The 17,733-nt window shown below is 60.2% G+C and carries 20 protein-coding genes; 11 read left to right on the forward strand and 9 right to left on the reverse strand.

Annotation, left to right across the window (positions count from 1 at the left end):
- Positions 1–70 precede the first annotated feature (70 nt).
- On the forward strand, positions 71–961 hold the full coding sequence (locus tag J3P77_RS17950; protein ID WP_434677924.1) for a helix-turn-helix domain-containing protein: 891 nt from the start codon (positions 71–73) through the stop codon (positions 959–961).
- On the opposite strand, the gene J3P77_RS17955 is transcribed toward J3P77_RS17950, so the two are convergent.
- Genes J3P77_RS17955 through J3P77_RS17965 form a run of 3 tightly spaced genes read right to left on the reverse strand, consistent with a single transcriptional unit; the run spans position 951 to position 3,195 of the window.
- Entirely contained in the window at positions 951–1,277 is a 327-nt protein-coding gene (locus J3P77_RS17955) for a DUF3325 domain-containing protein (protein ID WP_434677925.1), read from the reverse strand. The two genes, J3P77_RS17950 and J3P77_RS17955, sit on opposite strands and share 11 nt — an antisense overlap.
- The gene (locus J3P77_RS17960) at positions 1,277–2,830 is read right to left on the reverse strand and encodes a PepSY-associated TM helix domain-containing protein (protein ID WP_434682053.1); all 1,554 of its coding nucleotides are present in this window, start codon (positions 2,828–2,830) and stop codon (positions 1,277–1,279) included. The genes J3P77_RS17955 and J3P77_RS17960 overlap by 1 nt, the downstream gene beginning before the upstream one ends.
- A 20-nt stretch (positions 2,831–2,850) precedes the next feature.
- Entirely contained in the window at positions 2,851–3,195 is a 345-nt protein-coding gene (locus J3P77_RS17965) for a DUF3649 domain-containing protein (protein WP_434677926.1), read from the reverse strand.
- A gap of 168 nt (positions 3,196–3,363) precedes the next feature.
- On the opposite strand from J3P77_RS17965, the gene J3P77_RS17970 reads away from it, so the two are divergent.
- The 5 genes from J3P77_RS17970 (at position 3,364) to J3P77_RS17990 (ending at position 9,021) form a co-directional block, all read left to right on the forward strand.
- Positions 3,364–3,867: a sigma-70 family RNA polymerase sigma factor gene (locus J3P77_RS17970; RefSeq protein ID WP_434677927.1), complete on the forward strand. Its 504-nt coding sequence runs from the start codon at positions 3,364–3,366 to the stop codon at positions 3,865–3,867.
- Position 3,868: 1 nt separating this feature from the next.
- Positions 3,869–4,840: a FecR domain-containing protein gene (locus tag J3P77_RS17975; RefSeq protein ID WP_434677928.1), complete on the forward strand. Its 972-nt coding sequence runs from the start codon at positions 3,869–3,871 to the stop codon at positions 4,838–4,840.
- 447 nt (positions 4,841–5,287) lie between these two features.
- A complete protein-coding gene (fecA, locus tag J3P77_RS17980) occupies positions 5,288–7,639 on the forward strand; it encodes a TonB-dependent Fe(3+) dicitrate receptor FecA (RefSeq protein WP_434677929.1) in 2,352 nt (783 codons plus the stop codon).
- A 266-nt stretch (positions 7,640–7,905) separates the two neighbouring features.
- Positions 7,906–8,331 (forward strand): HPF/RaiA family ribosome-associated protein, encoded by a 426-nt coding sequence (locus J3P77_RS17985; protein WP_434677930.1) that lies wholly within the window; start codon positions 7,906–7,908, stop codon positions 8,329–8,331.
- Positions 8,332–8,691: 360 nt separating this feature from the next.
- Positions 8,692–9,021: a DUF3509 domain-containing protein gene (locus tag J3P77_RS17990; protein WP_434677931.1), complete on the forward strand. Its 330-nt coding sequence runs from the start codon at positions 8,692–8,694 to the stop codon at positions 9,019–9,021.
- Between the two features lie 31 nt (positions 9,022–9,052).
- On the opposite strand, the gene J3P77_RS17995 is transcribed toward J3P77_RS17990, so the two are convergent.
- The gene (locus J3P77_RS17995) at positions 9,053–9,541 is read right to left on the reverse strand and encodes a phosphate-starvation-inducible protein PsiE (RefSeq protein ID WP_434677932.1); all 489 of its coding nucleotides are present in this window, start codon (positions 9,539–9,541) and stop codon (positions 9,053–9,055) included.
- Positions 9,542–9,802: 261 nt separating this feature from the next.
- Here J3P77_RS17995 and J3P77_RS18000 point away from each other — a divergent pair, with 261 nt between their 5' ends.
- Positions 9,803–10,063 (forward strand): YebG family protein, encoded by a 261-nt coding sequence (locus J3P77_RS18000; protein WP_434677933.1) that lies wholly within the window; start codon positions 9,803–9,805, stop codon positions 10,061–10,063.
- Positions 10,064–10,076: 13 nt separating this feature from the next.
- Here J3P77_RS18000 and J3P77_RS18005 read toward each other — a convergent pair whose 3' ends face one another.
- A complete protein-coding gene (locus J3P77_RS18005; RefSeq protein ID WP_434677934.1) occupies positions 10,077–11,099 on the reverse strand; it encodes a Leu/Phe/Val dehydrogenase in 1,023 nt (340 codons plus the stop codon).
- Between the two features lie 162 nt (positions 11,100–11,261).
- Between J3P77_RS18005 and J3P77_RS18010 the strand changes: the two genes are divergently transcribed.
- Positions 11,262–12,065 (forward strand): SirB1 family protein, encoded by an 804-nt coding sequence (locus tag J3P77_RS18010; RefSeq protein WP_434677935.1) that lies wholly within the window; start codon positions 11,262–11,264, stop codon positions 12,063–12,065.
- A 225-nt stretch (positions 12,066–12,290) separates the two neighbouring features.
- Here J3P77_RS18010 and J3P77_RS18015 read toward each other — a convergent pair whose 3' ends face one another.
- The 3 genes from J3P77_RS18015 to J3P77_RS18025 all read right to left on the reverse strand — a co-directional run bounded on the left by J3P77_RS18015 (position 12,291) and on the right by J3P77_RS18025 (position 14,579).
- Entirely contained in the window at positions 12,291–12,848 is a 558-nt protein-coding gene (locus tag J3P77_RS18015; RefSeq protein WP_434677936.1) for a hypothetical protein, read from the reverse strand.
- A 250-nt stretch (positions 12,849–13,098) separates the two neighbouring features.
- On the reverse strand, positions 13,099–14,010 hold the full coding sequence (locus tag J3P77_RS18020) for an SDR family oxidoreductase (RefSeq protein WP_434677937.1): 912 nt from the start codon (positions 14,008–14,010) through the stop codon (positions 13,099–13,101).
- Positions 14,011–14,126: 116 nt separating this feature from the next.
- Positions 14,127–14,579, reverse strand: a complete 453-nt coding sequence (locus J3P77_RS18025; RefSeq protein ID WP_434677938.1) for a flavodoxin — start codon at positions 14,577–14,579, stop codon at positions 14,127–14,129.
- A gap of 90 nt (positions 14,580–14,669) precedes the next feature.
- On the opposite strand from J3P77_RS18025, the gene J3P77_RS18030 reads away from it, so the two are divergent.
- Entirely contained in the window at positions 14,670–15,116 is a 447-nt protein-coding gene (locus J3P77_RS18030; protein ID WP_434677939.1) for a PAS domain S-box protein, read from the forward strand.
- Between the two features lie 70 nt (positions 15,117–15,186).
- On the forward strand, positions 15,187–15,792 hold the full coding sequence (locus J3P77_RS18035; RefSeq protein ID WP_434677940.1) for a hypothetical protein: 606 nt from the start codon (positions 15,187–15,189) through the stop codon (positions 15,790–15,792).
- Between the two features lie 12 nt (positions 15,793–15,804).
- On the opposite strand, the gene J3P77_RS18040 is transcribed toward J3P77_RS18035, so the two are convergent.
- The gene (locus tag J3P77_RS18040) at positions 15,805–16,767 is read right to left on the reverse strand and encodes a MerR family transcriptional regulator (RefSeq protein ID WP_434677941.1); all 963 of its coding nucleotides are present in this window, start codon (positions 16,765–16,767) and stop codon (positions 15,805–15,807) included.
- Between the two features lie 224 nt (positions 16,768–16,991).
- Here J3P77_RS18040 and J3P77_RS18045 point away from each other — a divergent pair, with 224 nt between their 5' ends.
- Positions 16,992–17,561 carry an antibiotic biosynthesis monooxygenase gene (locus J3P77_RS18045; protein WP_434677942.1) on the forward strand — a complete coding sequence of 190 codons (570 nt, stop codon included), beginning with the start codon at positions 16,992–16,994 and terminating at the stop codon, positions 17,559–17,561.
- Positions 17,562–17,733: the final 172 nt, after the last annotated feature.

The following is a 17,733-nucleotide window of genomic DNA, read 5'->3' on the forward strand; positions in this document are numbered from 1 at the left end:
CGCATTTGATCACGCCTCTGCTGGCAAGCGGTCGCGCGGCGCGTAGGATGCGAGGTCTGGAGGAAACGTCATGCCACCCATTGAATCCATTCAGGTCTTTGAGTCCCTGAGCAATTCGCCCCACGCGCGTCTCGAACAGAGCGCGGCGCTGGGCGACGGGCTGGTGGCTGCGCTATGGAATAACCGGCATGACGCGCGGGAGTATCACGCCCCGACTCACCACACACTGTCCTGCTACATCGCCGACGGCACGGGCACTTTCCGTCGCGATCAGCCGGACCAGAAAGGCGCGCCGGGCAAACTGTGCATCTTGCCCGCCGGACATGAATCGGCATGGGTCATCAACGGCGAGATACGTCTGGCGCACTTGTACTTCAGCCAGGAGCAATTCGCGCTGGGTTGCCTCACGCTACTCGACCGCGAACCCCGCGAGATGCAGCTGCGCGAAAACACCTTTCTGGAAGATCCGCGCCAAGCCGAGCGTTTCCAGCAACTGATCCGCATGAACTGGAACGAACCCGGCGAACGCCTGCTGACCTGCAGCCTGGCGCATGAAATGCTCAGCCACGCCCTGCTCAGCCAAGTGGGCAAACGGCAAGGGCTACGGCTAAAAGGCGGGCTTGCTTCTCATCTACGACGCCGTCTGGTGGAGTTCATCGAAGCACATCTGGCCGATCCTCTGACGCTCGGTCAGCTGGCAGGCATGTGCGCACTGTCCGAATATCACTTCGCACGGATGTTTCGCGAGAGCTTCGGTTTGCCGCCTCACCAGTACTTGCTCGCCCGGCGCATGGAGCACGCCCGACGTCTGCTTCGGCAGACCGAACGGCCGTTGGGCGATGTAGCGCTGGCCTGTGGATTCGCCAGTGCCAGCCACTTCAGCAATCGCTTTCGTCAGGTTATGGGCGCTACGCCCGGAGAATACCGGCAGGCACTGGCGGGTGCCCGGGTCAGCCACTGACGCCCGCGACAATCGGCACAAGCACCGTGCTCAGTGCAGCGAGCTTCAATACCCAGCCCGGTCGGAACGGCATCAGAAAGACCAGCAACATGACGCTCGCCATCAGCACCGCGACGCCCTGCACAAGTCCGAACCCCCAACCATCCGCCGCGACCGATGCCCACATCGACAGGGCCAGCAACAGCCAACCGGCCAGCTTGACCAGTCTGGCGCGACCGGGCGAAATCGTCCCGCTCAGCAGCTCGCTGTAATGCCTCGGCATAGACAGGCAAAGAGCGGTGAAACCCATGTAGGACAGCAAGGCAGGCAACAGCATCAGCTCGGTTCCTGCGTATTGGCATGTAGAGTCACCCGGGACGCGCGAAGCGATGCATTCGCCGGTTGCGCCTTGAACTTCATCGCCGCCCAGCCAAGGAATACGCCAGTGCCGAGGGCGGTGAGGTTGAACGCCAGCAGCACCCATTGCCCCTGCGCCACGGCTTCAAGCATGTAACGAGCATTGCCGGTCAGCAGATCGAGCAGCGGCAGGCCGGCGAACAACAGCGCGCCCAGCGCCAGCTGTTCGCGCCAGCCTTGCTGGCCGGTGCGTAACGCGGCGTGCAGCACGGCCAGCCCCCAGATCACGAAGAACAGATCGACTTCCCAGTCAGCACGACCGGCCAGCCCGGAAGGCAGTAGCCGGTTGGCCCAGAAGAAACTCGCCACAGCGATCATCAGCCCGGCCATGCTGGCGATATTGAGCACCTGCACCAACCGCAGCTCGAACGGCAGCACGCCGCTTTTCGCATGTTTGAGCTGACGTTTGCCCAGCCACATCACCAGCCCGGTGCCGATCATTGCCGTGCCCGCAATACCAAAGATGAAGTACAGCCAACGCATAGTCGGCCCGGCGAAGTGCCCGACATGCAGACCGTACATGGCGCTGGAGATCAGCAGCGGCAAGGAGCGCGCTGGCACTTCGCTCTCCAGCTCGCCGCTAACTCCATTGAAGGTCAACGCGCCGCCACGGTCGGGCACGATGCTGCCCCGGTCATCACGAGACAGAGTGACCGAGGCGGTGATATCGCCCGGATTGTTGATAAAGACACGACCAACCCGGTCGCCTGCCCAGCGCTCATCTGCAACCTTGAACAGCGGTGCCAGCGGCACCAGCGGAACGGGCGTGCCTTGCGCCTTGACCATTTTGCCGGTCGGAAATACTTCGTTGTAGAACGCCTGGACGCTGCCATAGCTGGTCAGGATGCTCGCCGGCATGACCATTGACATAAAGATCACCAGACTGCTGTAGGTGATCATCAGGTGAAACGGCAACGCCAGAACGCCCACGGCATTGTGGCCATCCAGCCAGGAGCGCTGGCCCTTGCGCGGGCGGAAGGTGAAAAACTCTTTGAAGATTTTCTTGTGAACGATCACTCCAGAGACCAGCGTGATGAGCATCACCATTGCAGCGGCGGCCGCGAGCCAGCGGCCCCAGGGGTGCGGCATCTGCAACTGGAAATGGAAGCGATAGAAAAAGTCCCCGCCACGGGTTTCGCGGGCCTGCACCTCGGTGCCGGTCTGTGGGTCTAGCAATGCGCGTTTGAAATTGCCACGCTGCCCTGGCTTGCCTTCCGGCAACCAGCCTACCGACAGTGCAGGCGTGCGCTCGTCGGGCATGTTGATAAACCAGCGCGACGCACCCGCTGCGTGATGCTGCAGGTATTGCTGGGCGACCTGGATGCTGGCCGCGCCATCGACCGCGCGCACCGGGATTTCCGGCTGCATCCACTGAGTGATTTCGTTTTTGAAGTACGAAAGCGTGCCGGTCAGGAAAATCGCAAACAGCAGCCAGCCGAACAGCAGGCCGATCCAGGTGTGCAGCCAGGCCATGGCCTGACGAAAGCCTTCCTTCATGACAGCCACCGATCACAGCAGTACATGGCACCCAGCACGGCACACGGAAGCAGCATTCCCGCCCAGGCTCGCGAGGCCGAGCGACATGAGAAACACCACAACACTGCCCCCAGATAAACCAGAAAGGACAGCATCATCGAAATGACCACCGCCTCGGCGCGGGCCACGGGCAGCCAGTGAGCAAGGCAAATGCTTGCAAGGGACGCCAGCAGATAGCCGGCAAAGATCGCGGCCAGCGCGCGCGATGCGACGGCCAGCCGGTAGGCGAGCGTTACGCCGCCGGTCTTTACCTTGCCACTGCGCTTGTCAGCGATCGGGCCGCTTACAGAGGAGCCGTCCATCATCGAACCTTTAGCCGATGCGCGCCGCACATAACGAGCTGCCGGCGCTGCGAGAGATCCGCCGGGAGCGCGGCGAACGATACGCAATATTAATGATAAATATTCTCATATGCAAAAGACTCTGCCAGAATCCACGCCTTCCAGAGACTTCGTGAATCGGTCCGCGTGATGCCCGTCACTCATCCAGCCCTCAACAGCACAATCGACAGCCTGTATCGCGCCCACAATGTGTGGCTGACCGGTTGGCTGCGACGCAGGCTCGGCTGCCCGCACAGCGCCGCGGATCTCGCTCAAGACACCTTCATCAAGGTACTGACGGCGCGGGATGCGGCGCGGATCAATGAACCGCGTGCGTTTCTGACCACCATCGCCAGACGCGTGCTGGGCAACCACTACCGACGTCAGGATCTGGAGCGCGCTTACTGCCAGGCGTTGGCGCAAATGCCGGAAGACCTGGCGCCATCCGAAGAAGAACGCGCCATCCTGTTTGAAACCCTGGTAGAGCTCGACGAGCGTCTGGACGGCCTGCCGGCGCTGGTCAAACGTGCATTCCTGCTGTCGCAGGTCGACGGCCTGAGCCACGGCGAGGTGGCAGCCGAACTGGGTATTTCCATCGCGACCGTCAAACGCCACCTGAACAAAGCAGCCATGCGCTGCTATTTCGCGTTGTGACATGAACGGCGAATCCTTGAACAAATCCGGTATTTCACCGCAGGTTGCCAGGCAGGCGGTCGACTGGCTGCTCGAAATCCAGGAGGCGCCGTTACAGGGGCAGCGTCAGGCGGCCTGGCAACAGTGGTTGAACGGCAACGCTGAGCACCAGCGCGCGTGGGCGCACATTCAGAAGGTCAACCAGCGCTTGAGCGGCCTGCCGTCGCCACTAGCCCATGCCGCCCTCGCCTCCCGCACAAGCGGCGGCCGTCGCCAGGCGCTCAAGCTGCTATTGCTGCTCGGCGTCGGTTCGGCGGTGGGCTGGAACGTGCGCGAGCAGATTGCCCTGCAACCGATGTTTGCCGATCTCGACAGTGGCGTAGGTGAGAGGCGTGACGTGCGCCTGGATGACGGCAGCCAGCTGCAACTTAATACCGCCACTGCGGTGGATGTGCGTTTTGACGTGCAACAGCGGCTGATTCGTTTATTGCAGGGCGAAATCCTCGTGACCTCTTCCCCGGATGCCCGACCGCTGGAACTGGTGACTGCTGAAGGTTCGCTCCAGGCATCACCGGGCGCCGCACGTTTCAACCTCCGTCAGCTGGACGGGCATACTCGACTGGAAGTATTTGCGGGCTCGTTACTGGTCCGGCCGACGGCCCGATCCGGTCAGGGTCTGCAGCTGGAGGCCAGGCAGCAAGTGAGCTTCAGCCACGAGGGCTGGGCCGACATCCGTCCTCTGGACGCCGGCAGCGGTGCCTGGGCCGACGGCATGCTCGTGGCGTCGCGCATGCGTCTGGCCGATTTTCTCGCCGAGCTTGGCCGCTACCGGCGAGGGCGTTTGCAATGCGACGCCGCAGTCGCTGACCTGCTGATCTCCGGCAGTTATCCGCTGGCCGATAGCGAGCGCATCCTTGCCATGCTGGAACTCGCCTTGCCGGTTCGCGTGCAGCGCTTCACCCGGTATTGGGTGAACGTGCAAGCGCGGGTTTGATGCTGCCGGCAGGCCTGACCTCAGCACCCTGTGGGAGATTCTATGTCTGGGGGGTAGCCCTAAACCGCCCTTGGGCAGAAACTCCTGGTGCCCGCGAATCCGCTTTTGATTCTGCCCGCAGGGCGTGGGAGTGAGCTTGCTCGCGATCTGGCGCGTAGCGGCAGTAATCCTGGCGACCTTGGTTATACCGCATGAACCATCTTGCTGCCGGTTCCCGGCAGATCGCAGGCAAGCCAGCTCCTACAGTTCGTGCAGCGCTGCGGTTCTTGTGGGCCAGCTTGCTGGCGAAAGCGGTCTCGCCGTCATCAATGCAACATCAGGCAGATTGCCGTCGCGGGCAAGCGCGCTCCTACGATGATAAAAATTCATATTCGTTGAGCCGTTTTCCCGCGCTCGCGTGACAGACAGGGAAAGCATTTCTTCCCTTACCGGTCAAAGGACTCCTGCATGTCAGCCCGCCCAACTCAACCTGCCCCACTGGTTCGCGCCCTGCGTCATGTACTGTTCGGCGCAAGCCTTTCCCTTGGCAGCCTGTCGATGACCCAGGCCGCGGAAACGGCGCCCAGGGTTTACCACATTGCACCCAGTGATCTGGAAACGGCTCTGACTCAGTTCGGCCGTGAATCCGGCGTGCTGATTTCCTACGGTTCGCAAGTCACCAGCGGCCTCAAGACCCAGGGGCTTGAGGGTCAGTACACCGCCGAGCAGGGTCTGAACGCGCTGCTCGAAGGCACCGGTCTGCGGGCGCAGGCCGATGGCAATGACGGCTTTACCGTACAGCAGGCCAGCGCTAGCGTGAGCGGGCCCATCGAACTCGGTGCTTCTACCGTGGTTGGCGACTGGTTGGGCGATGCTCAGCAGACCGATGTCTTCGAGCACCCCGGCGCCAGGGATGTAATCCGCCGCGAGGAGTTCGAACGCGTCGGAGCGACGTCGGCACGAGAAGTGCTGAACCGTATTCCGGGCGTCAATGCGCCGGACAACAACGGCACCGGCAGCCACGACATGGCGCTGAACTTTGGTATTCGCGGCCTCAATCCGCGTCTGGCGTCGCGCTCGACAGTGCTGATGGACGGCATCCCCGTGCCATTTGCGCCATATGGCCAGCCGCAGCTTTCGTTTGCCCCGGTGAGCATGGGCAACATGGATGCGGTGGACGTCGTACGCGGCGGCGGCGCGGTGCGTTACGGTCCGCAGAACGTCGGCGGGATCGTCAACTTCGTGACCCGCGCCATCCCCGATGAGCCAACTCTCAAGGGCGGCATCCAGACCGAAACCAGCCCGTCTTCCAGCCACGACGGCTTCAAGACGACCGGCAACCTGCTTGCAGGCGGCACTGCCGACAACGGCCTGGGCGGCGCGATTCTGTATTCCGGGGTGCGTGGTGGCGACTGGCGTGAACACAGCGACACGCAGATCGACGATCTGATCCTCAAGGGCAACTACCAGATTGACGATGCCAACAGCGTCAATGCCATGGCCCAGTATTACGAGGGAGAAGCACAGATGCCCGGCGGCTTGAGCGTGGCCGACTATGATGCCGACCCGTACCAGTCCACGCGCCTCAAAGACAAATTCTGGGGTCGTCGTACGCTGGTCAACTTCGGCTATCGCTACGAGCAGGACGCGCGGGTATTCACCGCCAACACCTTCTTTACCAAAACCCTGCGCAGTGGTTACCTGGACCAAGGCAGTTTTGTTTCCCTGTCGCCCCGCGAATATTGGGTGCGCGGCGTGGAAACCCGCTTCTCTCAAGGCTTTGCGCTGGGCGAGACGTGGCATGAAGTCGGTGTCGGCTACCGTTACGTCAACGAGGCAGGCCATGAACTGCGCTATCGCGAGCCAGTGACCGGCGAGCTGCCGACCACCGCCAGCCGCAACGACCGGGACACCCGCGGTGCCACCGAAGCCAACGCGTTCTACATTGATGACCGCATCGATATTGGCAAGTGGACTATCACCCCCGGTGTCCGGTATGAGCGGATCGATACCGCGCAGAACAACAATCTGACCAACGTCAAATACCAGGGCAATTACCACACGGCTTTGCCCGCTCTGAACGTGCTGTACCACCTGACCGACACCTGGAATCTGTACGCCAATACCGAAGGTTCGTTCGGCAGCGTGCAGTACAGCCAGATGCCCAATCGCGTCAGCGGCGGTGCCGTCAAACCCGAAAAAGCGCGCACCTGGGAGCTGGGGACACGTTATGACAACGGTCATCTGAAGGCAGAGATCGGCGCGTTTCTGATCAACTTCGACAACCAGTACGAAAGCAACCAGACCAACGACACCGTCATCGCCAGAGGCGAAACCCGGCATCAGGGCATCGAGACAAGCGTCAACTACGCGCTCGACGGACTGAGCCCGGCACTGGCTGGGTTCGACGTCTACGCCAGCTACGCGTTCGTGGATGCGACGATTCGCGAGGACGGCCCCAACAAGGGTAATCGCGTGCCGTTTTCGTCCCGCCACAAAGGCACGATGGGTGTGACCTATACCGAGGGGCCGTGGAAGCTGAATCTGGACAGCGCGTTCCAGAGCAACCAGTTCGCCGACAACGCCAACACCTCGGCTGAAAGCGCCGACGGCAGCACCGGCAAGATCCCCGGCTACATGCTGTTCAGCACCCGCGCGGCCTACGATTTCGGACCAAAGATGTCGGATCTGAATGTCGCGGTCGGCGTTAAAAACCTGCTGAACCGCGAGTACTTCACCCGCTCTTTCGATGACAACAACAAGGGCAAATACGTGGGCGAACCGCGCACGGTCTATGTACAGACCTCGGTGGCCTTCTGACGATGACATGTCCGCGCCATGCCCGGCATGGCGCGCGCGCAATCCGGAACAGCTTGCTCAGCGTCGACTGGCAGGCAGGCGCAACTACGTGTGACCTCTTATCCAAACGAATGGTTGCACCTTTCGTAGAGCGAAATATTTCTTACATTTGGGGGGTTGAATTGTTCGAGCCCAGACGCCAACACTGTAAGCGAGCGCAAACGAAATCGGTTCCGCATGGAGCCGGACAGCCTGCCTCAGGCGAGCAAGCCCAAGAAGGATTAACTATGCAGATCCAGGTCAATAGTAATAATCACATCGAAAGCAGTATCCGACTGGAGGAATGGGTTCGCACCACCGTTGAAAGCACGCTCGAACATTACGACGAATACCTGACCCGCGTGGAAGTCCATATCCGCGACGAGACTGGTGACAAGCCCGGCCCCGGCGATATCAAGTGCCAGATGGAGGCCCGGCCAAAAGGTCATCAACCCATTTCCGTTTCCCACAAGGCCGACACGCTGGACCAGGCCGTGGATGGCGCAGCCGTCAAACTGGATCACGCCCTTGAGCACCTGTTTGGCAAACTGCGCGACAAGCGTGGTGCCGCTCCCGTGGACCCCGAATCTGTAGATACAGAAAGCGCCGACGCACTCCTTCAACAGGAGTTCCTGGAGAAGGAGCAAGCTCAGGAGGCTGCCCGCCTGGCTTGACGCAATCGGTTCCAGACATAGGCGACCCCGAAAGGGCTCGCCTTTTTTCATGGTTGCTGTTTAGTACCGATACCAAAGCGTCGCACCATGGAAGGTCACTGTGCGCTTTTGTCGAACAAAGCCAAGGATTTGCTTAATGTCACGGTGACGCTCGGCTGGCTGAAACTGCCCACTGATGCGTCCGCCGCGTTCTAGCCGAAGGGTGGCCCGAACCGTGCATTGGTCGAAGCAATGCACCATGACGCTGGCCATCTAACGTTGACCAGGCTCCAGGGCGAGCCAACCGCCGATGAGCGGTTGAGAACTAAATGAAGTAACCCTCGGTCAACTTATGCAGAACCATTGAGCAGGTAAATGAAAATGGATAATCCTTTTCAGATGATCACGGACACTTTTCATCCTCAATATCGGGTCAACCTGAGTATTCAGGGCCTGGACGGCAGCATCATGCTGACCCTCTCCAACGAGGATGGCGTTGTGGCCAAGCGCTTGATCAGCGCTGCCCAGCGCAATGACCCGGAAAAGCTCAAGCGCCTGATTGAAAGCGTGCAGTTCGGCATCGCTATCGAGCAAGGCGACAGTGCGATCAAGGTCCTGGCCGCCATGACGGACAGTGTGACTTCCAAAACAATGCCCGCTCCATCGCGCGACTGGATGCGCGGTCGTTCCAGCCTTGCGGTTGGCATCTGAGCTGACACCTGATCAGGGTGTCAGCCACCTGTCAGATCTCGCCTTTCTCCTCGGTCACTGCACCTTTCACGGCGCTGGACGGGTCCGGAATCTTGGCTGACGGGTACTTGTACGATGCATAGCGCACCACAAGAATCGCAAACGCCAGCAGCAGAATACCGCCGCACAGATAGATGATCCCGATATCTGGCGGGTTGTGGTGCGAGACATCCGAGATCAGCAGTCGGGTCAGCGCAGTGATCGCCACGTAGATCAGAAAGCGCACGGGCATGTGGTTGGTTTTGAAATAAATCCCGGTCATCGCGCCGAGTTCGAGGTAGATGAACAGCAGCAGGATGTCATCGACCGTGACGTTCCCCTTCTCGACCATCCCCAGAAAAGCAACGATCGACGCCCAGGCTGTGATGGCTCCGATGGCGAACAGCGCCAGAAAATGGAAGCTCTCCACGCAAAGATTGCCCAGCGATTCGGCTTGCGAATGCACCTTGTGGCGCATTTTTTCTGCCCATCTGTTTCCCATGACTCTCTACCTCTGAACCTTCATGTATGCCCGTCAGCTGATGCCGACAGGTCGTGACGTTTTTTCCGCCCGCGTGCTTTGTAAAGCAGAAACGGGGCCATCGGCTATGGTTGAGAGCGCGACGCGTTGTCGCAAGGCACAACCGGCTGACGAAAAGATGCATCAACGCCACTTTCCAACGAAGAGGTATTGGCTTATTCTTACCACTGTACAAAGATACAGTAATCGCTGAAATTATCGCAAAGGCATGTGAGGTGGTGAATGGCCGTCGAAGTGGTATACCGCAGCAGCCGAGATCTGGAGCGTTTGTTCATGGATAAAGCCGAAGCTGATCGTCATGACAAGATGCTGGAACTCGCTGAATTGCTCGCAACCGTGTTGAACAAGGCAGTGCCGTCGCTGACGGATGCGCAAGTGGAAGAAGCCGGCATTTACATGGCGAAAAATCGGGATGTGTTCGCCCGGGCTTTCAAGAACCAGCCGGATGCGTTGAACGAGCTGTTGAGCGACTCGGCAGAGTAACCGCCGACCCGCGTTAATCAATGTGCAGCAAACGCTCCGCCAACGCATCGGCAACCCGCGCAGGCGAGCGTTTTTCGGCTTGGGAGTGGGCATAGACCTCGGTCAGCCGCAGCCCGATTCGCGACAAATGATTAGTGACGGTGGCGAGGTTTTCTCCGGAATGCCTCAGCGCCACGTTGATCAACCCCCCCGAATTGATTACATAGTCAGGCGCATACAGGATGCCCCGGCCCTCAAGCTGATCGGCAATCTGCAAACTGCTCAGCTGGTTGTTGGCGGCCCCCGCCACTGCGGCGCAACGCAATTGCGGCACGCTCTGCCCGCTCAGGATACGTCCCAGACCACAGGGCGCGAGAATGTCGCAAGGCGTGCTGAGCAATGCCTCGCAGGCAATCGGATGCGCGCCCAGCTCTTCCATCGCGCGTTGCACCTTGCTGCTGTCCAGATCGCTGACCAGCAATTCGGCACCGGCGGCATGCAGCTGTTCAGCCAGTGGGTACCCGACATGGCCCAGCCCCTGGATCGCAACACGCAGCCCCTCCAGGTTGTCGCTGCCCAGACGCGCCAGGGCCGTGGTACGGATGCCGGCAAACACGCCCATCGCGGTGAACACCGAGGGATCGCCCTCCTCGCTGGTGCTGGTCACGTGCCGGGTGTGCAACGCGGCGCAGTCCATATCGGTGCTGGACGTTCCGCTGTCGACAGCCGTGATGTAACGACCGGCCAGCGTCTCGATGAAACGACCGAACGATTCAAACAGCGCGGTGCGGTCATACACATGCGGCGGGCGCATGATGACCGCCTTGCCACCCCCGAGCGGGAGACCGGCAAGGACCGCTTTGTAGCTCATGTTTCTGGCCAGCTGCAGAGCATCTTCGACGGCGCTGTCTTCGTCTGGATAGGCCAGAAAACGACATCCTCCCAGCGCCGGCCCCATGCGAGTGCTATGAATGGCGATAACGGCTTTGAGGCCGACTTGCGGATCGCAGACCAGATGCAGGGACTCAGCGCGCGAATTTTGCATGAGAGCGAACATGGTGGGTGCTCCCGTCTTCTTGTAGCCGGAGTATAGGAGGCAGGTGAGAAACCGCCCGACCATTCAGGCATATCCATGCGGTGCTGGACGAAATTCACAGGCAAGGCTAAAACGGTTGTGGATGTGTACGTTCAATAGACGAGGCCAGCGCGAGGAGCGTCGATGACTCAACACCGACCGTATCTGGACTGCCTGCAACGTACCCCGCCTTCTGTGTTCGAGGCCGCGTTGTGGATCTGTGCCGAACATGACTCGCGGTTTCTGATGGCGCCGGTCATGGACGCGATGGATCGCCTGGAACGGGAAGTCGGCAAAGCACTGCCTGCCTCTCCGACTCAGGAGTTGGCGCAGCTCATGCTGCGACACCTCAATACGCTGGGTTTCCAGCAAGATGACTGGAATCCGCCGAAGCCTGAATCCGCACTGCTGCACCGGATCGTCGAACGCCGACGCGGGCAGCCTTTAGGCTTGGCGTTGATTGCGATAGAAATCGCCAGGCGCCTGGGCCTGGCGCTTGAAGGGGTGAATTTCCCTGGTCACTTCCTGCTGCGGGTGCCTGGCGCGGACCATTTGCTTGATCCATGCGGCGGACGCAGGCTCTACCCCAAGGATTGCCGCGAACTGCTCGTACGCCAGTTCGGCGCGGACACGCCGCTGCGCGCCGAACATATGGTCAGCGCAACACCGGTCGGAATGCTGCAACGCATGTCGCGCAACCTGCGCCATTTGCACAAGGTCAATGACGACCTGATCTCGGCCCTCAAGGACGCCAACCGGATTCTCGAACTGGGCGAAGCCACGATCAGCGACCACATTGCCCGCGCCAGCCTGTACCGCGCGCTCGAATGTCCGCAGGCCGAGCGTTTCGATCTGGAGCACGCAATGCTGCTGAGCGACGATCCGGTCCAGCGTCTGCGCCTGGCAGAGCGTCTTAGCCAGCTGCCGACCAGCAGGAGCCTGCACTGAGGCTCCTTGTCCCGGTTGCCCGCTACTTGCCGCGACCAACTAACATTGTTGCGCTCAGGGCAATAAACATTATCTTCGCCAGGGATTTTTCGACCCGGCTACAACTTCTATCATTGGCGCCCTGAATCGCTGTTAAACCTCTTCGATTTAGTGACGTTGATTTTCAAGCTCCTGGATCACGTCTTGTTTAGCCGCTGCCAGTGCAGCGGCTTTTTTTATCCAGCGCTAACCCTGCATGGGGCGGCCTTTGGGTATTTTCCCTTCTTTTTCCAAGGCGATAATCTTGAGCATTTCAGGACTATCACCGGAGCTTACGAACGTGTACAGATTCTTGATAACGTGGACGGTTCTGACGTAATCGGGCATCAACGCTTTTGCATAAGGATCTCCAGACAGCGACTTTTCCTGCATGCGCGCAATCCGATTGGCGAAAAACTCCAGTGCGTTAAGTTGCTTGTCCGGGTCCACGACATTGCCTTCCTTGTCGAATTCTTCCCCGGCGCTGTTGAGCAGATTTGCCGTCAGATTATCGATAAAGCCGCCTTTGTAGAGCAGCGCCCCGACGCGTCCGAGCTCCTTGGGCGTGACCTGCTCCGGATTGAAATTCTTGAACAGCGGCTTCATGCGCCGCTTTTCCATTTCAACAGAGTTGAGTGCAATGGCGTTATCCCCGATCTCGCGCAAAACTTGTGACGCATGCACGGTCGTTTTCTCTGCCTCCACCTTCCTGGCGGCCATTTTGATTTGAACGGGCGGCAAGTCGCCCCAGATAGGTTTTGGCATGTCCTGTTCCCTGACTTTTGAGTGAGTTCACAGGTGCTATCGGTGCCGTTGCCCAGGAATTAATGGCCAATTGGGACGTGCGTGAAAATCCAGAGCCGGCTTACTTGCCACAAAGATACATCCTACAAATAGCTCGGAATTATCGCGAATTTTCGTTAGTTGCAGCGAGACAAGTTACTTACCCGTCGCGCAATTATCGCAGCGACCTGGCCATTTGAAATCTCCGCTTGCCGGGTTGCTGCGTGCGACGTTACCTGACGTGCTTCTGAAGATGCGCCATCATTTCCCGCAGCGCCTCGACGTTGTCCGCGGGGTGGGCAGCGCCCTGGAAGTTACCGATGTCTGACCATCGGGCAGCGATGTCTTCGGGGCTGAACCCGGCATGCGGATCGAAGCCGACGCCGAGGCTGCGCTCCCAACGGACCTTGCCGACCCAGCCGCCACCGACCTCGTAAAGCCCGCCCGTGTCCTGGCACTGTTCGCTGGCCAGGTACACCACCAGCGGGCTGACCAGCTCAGGTTTGAGCAACGCGAAGATTTCAGGCTCGATCAGCCCCTCGGTCATTCGCGTCCCGCCAGTCGGAGCAATCGCGTTGACCAGAATCCCGTGCTTGCGGCCTTCCAGCGCCAGGGTGCGGGTCAGGCCATAGAGCCCAAGTTTGGCCATCGCATAATTGGACTGGCCGAAGTTGCCATAAATGCCCGAGGTCGAAGAGGTAAAGATGACCCGACCAAGATTCTGCTCGCGCAGATGCGGCCACGCGGCGCGGGTGACCTTGTAGGCACCCTCCACATGAACGCGATAGACCAGGTCCCAATCGGCGTCTTCGATTTTGGCGAAGGTCTTGTCGCGCAATATGCCGGCGTTATTCACCACCACATCCACTCTGCCGAAGGCATCGAGCGCGTGCTCCACGATGCGCTCGCCGTCGGTAACGGATTCGTGGTTGGCAACGGCGGTGCCGCCCGCCTCGCGGATCTCTGCCACCACAAGGTCGGCAGCCGATGCATTGGCGCCCTCGCCATGCGCCGAACCGCCCAGGTCGTTGACCAGAACGCGGGCGCCGTGCCGCGCAAACAGCAAGGCATGAGCGCGGCCCAGACCTCCGCCTGCGCCGGTCACGATCACTACCTTATCGTCGAATCGAACGGGATCACTCATCGCTGGCCACTCCCTCAGAGGATGTATGGGTCTGGCGAAGAGTGTGGGTCAGCCGTACGGCGCTGACCATCAACCCGACAATGCTGAATGGTGTTCGATAACGCAGCGGGATGGCCTCAGCCCAGGCGTCCGACGAACCCGGCCAGCCAGGGTTCGGCATCAGTCTCGGGCGTAACGCTTTCGCTGCCGTCCAGACGCAGCATGTCCTGCACCTCGGTCACGCCCAGTTCGGCGAACAGCTCACGCAGCTGCTCCCCGCCGGCACAGAAAGTATCGCCGTAACTGGCATCGCCCAAGGCAATCACACCACCTGGCAGACCACGCAGCGCACCTGGCAACTGATCGCGCAGTTGGGCATAAAGCGGATAGAGGTTATCCGGCAGCTCACCCATGCCGGTGGTCGACGCTACGGCCAGCAGCGCCTGTGGTTCGAATGCAAGCAACTGCGCCAATGCAATGCGCGGGTTGTGCAGGACCTGATGACCGGCGGTGCTCAGAATACGACCCGCATGATGGGCGACTTCCTCGGCCGAGCCATAGACCGAACCGGAAATGATGGCGACTCTCATGACAACCCCGATGGCAGCTTAAACAGCCAGACAGTATGCCCTATCAGCTAGAATGCAGACTTCGCATTTTTTTCAGGGGCGACGTCACGAATGATCAATGCAAAACTGCTGCAGCTGGTGGTAGACGCTTCGAGCGATGGAATCGTGGTCGCCGAACAGGAAGGCGAAGACAACATTCTTATCTACGCGAACAAGGCTTTTACCCGCCTGACCGGCTACGCTAATGAGGAAATCCTCTACCGGGATTGCCGCTTCCTGCAGGGCGATGATCGCCAGCAACCTGCCTTAGACCTTATTCGGCAATCGGTTGCGCGGGGCGAGCACAGCCGACAGATTCTTCGCAATTACCGCAAGGACGGCAGCGTATTCTGGAACGAGCTGTCCATCACTCCGGTCCGCAACGAGGCCAACAAACTGATGTACTACATCGGAATTCAGAAAGACGTGACCGAACAGGTCCGCCGCGAAGAGCGCATTCGCGAACTGGAAGCCGCCCTGGCCGCCGCGCAAGCCAGAATCGCCGAGCTGAGCAAATGATACTGGTACGGAACCCGACGGCAATTTTGCGGTCATTCTCCTCACCTGCCGAATCCGCATGAGTAGCTCAATGCACCCCGACTCCCTGCTGACCCAGGCTGAACTGGACTTTATCCAGAGCATGCAGCACAACCCCAGGCTGAACGTACGTGACAGTACGCGCAGCATGCTGGTCAATGGCGGCGTCCAGGTTCAGGACTTGCTGACGCGTCTGGCTGCCCATGAACAGGTGACGATCCACGCGCAGTTCAAGAACCAGCAGATGAACTTTCCGCTGCACCTGGTCGAGGACGAGTTCCACGCGCTACATCTTGAGCTGGGCGCGCCGAGCATCTACGAGGAAGGCCCAAGGATTCGCCCCTGGAGGCTGGTGTTGCCCGAGCCCGTTCCGCTGGAAACCGAGAAAGGTGCGCTTACGGCGCTGTGGGCCCACGAAATTTCCTTCAAGGGCGTGCTGCTTGAACTGCGCAAACGGGGCAATTTCCCCAAGCAGTTCACTGCATGGTTCAACCCGGCCGGCCTTGCGCCTATTTCAATGCGCGGTCGGCTCGAACGACTGACCGAAAAGGGTCTGGGTGCCTATCGTCTCAGCCAGCACAACAAGGACGACTCCGAGCGCCTGCGCCAGTACATCCTGCAGCAGCATCAGCGCATGCATCCAGGCTTGCACCGCTAGACCGAACTTCCTTCAGGTATCCATCCGCCCCGCCAGGAACTGCTGCAGCAATTGTTGCATCGAGCGTCCCTCGCTGCCCAGGCAGGCAATCGGCGAGCCGTTGAGCATGTCCTGCGCCAGATGCGACGCCTCACCAGCCAGTAACACCGGACAATCCAGCGTCAGCGCCAGGCGGTTAAGTCGACGCGGCAGATCAGGCGCGGGCGGGACATTGGAGTACAGCACCAGCGCCACCGGCTGAACCTTGTCGCAGATCAGGCTCAGTTCTTCCAGCGGCTGCCCGACGGCCAGCACTTGCACCGTGATGTCAGGGCCGCCCATCAACAGCCCGGCCACCCACAGCTCCAGCTCCCGGCACTGCCCCGAAAGACCGGCCAGCATGACCGGCGCCACACTTGCGCCGGCGGCGAGCTGCAAACGTTGCAGAGTCCGCGCGCGAAGGAACGTGTCGAGGAACAACCACTCGCTGGTTCTGCCGAATTCGTCCTGATTGACCAGCAGCTCGCGCCACACAGGCATGAAGATTTCTTCGAACACTACCGTCAGCGTGTAGCTGGAAAATATCTGGCCATAGAGCTGCTCAAGACGGCGTTCGTCAAATGCGTTGACCGCACGACGAACCTGCGTCTGCCACTGCGTCCAGTCTTCGCGAGCGACCATGCTGTCCGCGCAGACCGACTGGCTGCGCGATATGTCGGTGCGAGCCAGAATCTTGCCAACCTTGCTGACCGCCACGCCTCGCTCGATCCAGCCAAGGATGCTACGCACCGCTTCGATGTCGGCCTGTGAATACAGACGGTGACCGCTGTCGGTGCGGGTCGGCTGGATCAGCCCGTAACGGCGTTCCCAGGCTCTGAGAGTGACGGGATTGATGCCGGTCATCCGCGCCACTTCCCGGATCGGGAAAAGCTCTTGCTGCTTGAAGCCCGATTTCGGATCGGCGCCAGAGACCGGGCCTTCGGCAAATTCAGTCATGACGGATCATCGTTCTGGGGAGTCCGCGCATTGTACTGCCCGATGGCACAGGGTCACAAAAGATAACGTCGACGAACTGCGGCTGACAAAGTCCTATGTCCGGTGTCTGTATTGGGGAATAATCCTTGCTTGCTTTTGTATGAAGCTGACGCGGCCCACCACCCCGGTGCCGTGCCATGTGAGTTCCCTACCCGGGAAGTTCACGCATCCAATGGAGATACACAATGTCTACCTCACCCGTCACCTTGATGGTGGCCCGCCGTGTCGCCCACGGTCGCTACCAGGAAATGATGGCCTGGCTGCAAGAAGGCGAACAGCTGGCAACCGATTTCCCCGGCTATCTGGGTTCAGGTGTGTTGGCACCGCCACCAGGCGGCGATGAATTCCAGATCATTTTCCGTTTCGCCGATGAGCAAACGATGCACACCTGGGAGCATTCCGCGTCACGACGCTCCTGGCTGGTGCGCGGCAGCGGGCTATTCGCGCAGCCCTCCGAGCATCGGGTGAGCGGCATAGACGGCTGGTTCGGCGCGGCAGATCAACGCCCGCCGCGCTGGAAGCAGGCCGTGGCAATCTGGCTGGCCTTCTTTCCGGTATCGCTGATCTTCAACTTCCTGCTCGGGCCGTTGCTCAACCATCTGGAGCTGATACCACGGGTAATGCTGAGCACGCTGGTACTGACGCCGTTGATGGTCTACCTGTTCATCCCGCTGTCCACTCGCCTTCTGGCTTCGTGGCTGCACAGCTCGCCCGCCGCGCCGACACGCAGCGCCCAATCGGCGTCGTCACGCTGATGCCGGCAGGCCCCGTATCAGGCGGATGACTGCGTGCGGGTCTTTTGCCTACGGCCTTACGGTTGTACAAATACACCCGTTGGTTTAACTTCGCGCTCAATCAACGCGGATTTCTGGGCCTGGCGGCCGGCTTGCCGACCAGGCCCGCCTCCGCGCCGACCCGATTCACGAG

The organism is Pseudomonas sp. R1-18, assembly GCF_051132095.1.
GTDB lineage: Bacteria > Pseudomonadota > Gammaproteobacteria > Pseudomonadales > Pseudomonadaceae > Aquipseudomonas.

Excerpts from the sequence above, each read along its gene's own strand:
- fecA (WP_434677929.1), top strand. The coding sequence starts at position 5,288 with ATGTCAGCCCGCCCAACTCAACCTGCCCCACTGGTTCGCGCCCTGCGT.
- J3P77_RS18020 (WP_434677937.1), bottom strand. The coding sequence starts at position 14,010 with ATGAGTGATCCCGTTCGATTCGACGATAAGGTAGTGATCGTGACCGGC.
- J3P77_RS17985 (WP_434677930.1), top strand. The coding sequence starts at position 7,906 with ATGCAGATCCAGGTCAATAGTAATAATCACATCGAAAGCAGTATCCGA.
- J3P77_RS18025 (WP_434677938.1), bottom strand. The coding sequence starts at position 14,579 with ATGAGAGTCGCCATCATTTCCGGTTCGGTCTATGGCTCGGCCGAGGAA.
- J3P77_RS17965 (WP_434677926.1), bottom strand. The coding sequence starts at position 3,195 with ATGGACGGCTCCTCTGTAAGCGGCCCGATCGCTGACAAGCGCAGTGGC.
- J3P77_RS17960 (WP_434682053.1), bottom strand. The coding sequence starts at position 2,830 with ATGGCCTGGCTGCACACCTGGATCGGCCTGCTGTTCGGCTGGCTGCTG.
- J3P77_RS18040 (WP_434677941.1), bottom strand. The coding sequence starts at position 16,767 with ATGACTGAATTTGCCGAAGGCCCGGTCTCTGGCGCCGATCCGAAATCG.
- J3P77_RS18035 (WP_434677940.1), top strand. The coding sequence starts at position 15,187 with ATGCACCCCGACTCCCTGCTGACCCAGGCTGAACTGGACTTTATCCAG.
- J3P77_RS17970 (WP_434677927.1), top strand. The coding sequence starts at position 3,364 with ATGCCCGTCACTCATCCAGCCCTCAACAGCACAATCGACAGCCTGTAT.
- J3P77_RS17950 (WP_434677924.1), top strand. The coding sequence starts at position 71 with ATGCCACCCATTGAATCCATTCAGGTCTTTGAGTCCCTGAGCAATTCG.
- J3P77_RS17975 (WP_434677928.1), top strand. The coding sequence starts at position 3,869 with ATGAACGGCGAATCCTTGAACAAATCCGGTATTTCACCGCAGGTTGCC.
- J3P77_RS17955 (WP_434677925.1), bottom strand. The coding sequence starts at position 1,277 with ATGCTGTTGCCTGCCTTGCTGTCCTACATGGGTTTCACCGCTCTTTGC.
- J3P77_RS18005 (WP_434677934.1), bottom strand. The coding sequence starts at position 11,099 with ATGTTCGCTCTCATGCAAAATTCGCGCGCTGAGTCCCTGCATCTGGTC.
- J3P77_RS18015 (WP_434677936.1), bottom strand. The coding sequence starts at position 12,848 with ATGCCAAAACCTATCTGGGGCGACTTGCCGCCCGTTCAAATCAAAATG.
- J3P77_RS18000 (WP_434677933.1), top strand. The coding sequence starts at position 9,803 with ATGGCCGTCGAAGTGGTATACCGCAGCAGCCGAGATCTGGAGCGTTTG.
- J3P77_RS17990 (WP_434677931.1), top strand. The coding sequence starts at position 8,692 with ATGGATAATCCTTTTCAGATGATCACGGACACTTTTCATCCTCAATAT.
- J3P77_RS17995 (WP_434677932.1), bottom strand. The coding sequence starts at position 9,541 with ATGGGAAACAGATGGGCAGAAAAAATGCGCCACAAGGTGCATTCGCAA.
- J3P77_RS18030 (WP_434677939.1), top strand. The coding sequence starts at position 14,670 with ATGATCAATGCAAAACTGCTGCAGCTGGTGGTAGACGCTTCGAGCGAT.
- J3P77_RS18045 (WP_434677942.1), top strand. The coding sequence starts at position 16,992 with ATGTCTACCTCACCCGTCACCTTGATGGTGGCCCGCCGTGTCGCCCAC.
- J3P77_RS18010 (WP_434677935.1), top strand. The coding sequence starts at position 11,262 with ATGACTCAACACCGACCGTATCTGGACTGCCTGCAACGTACCCCGCCT.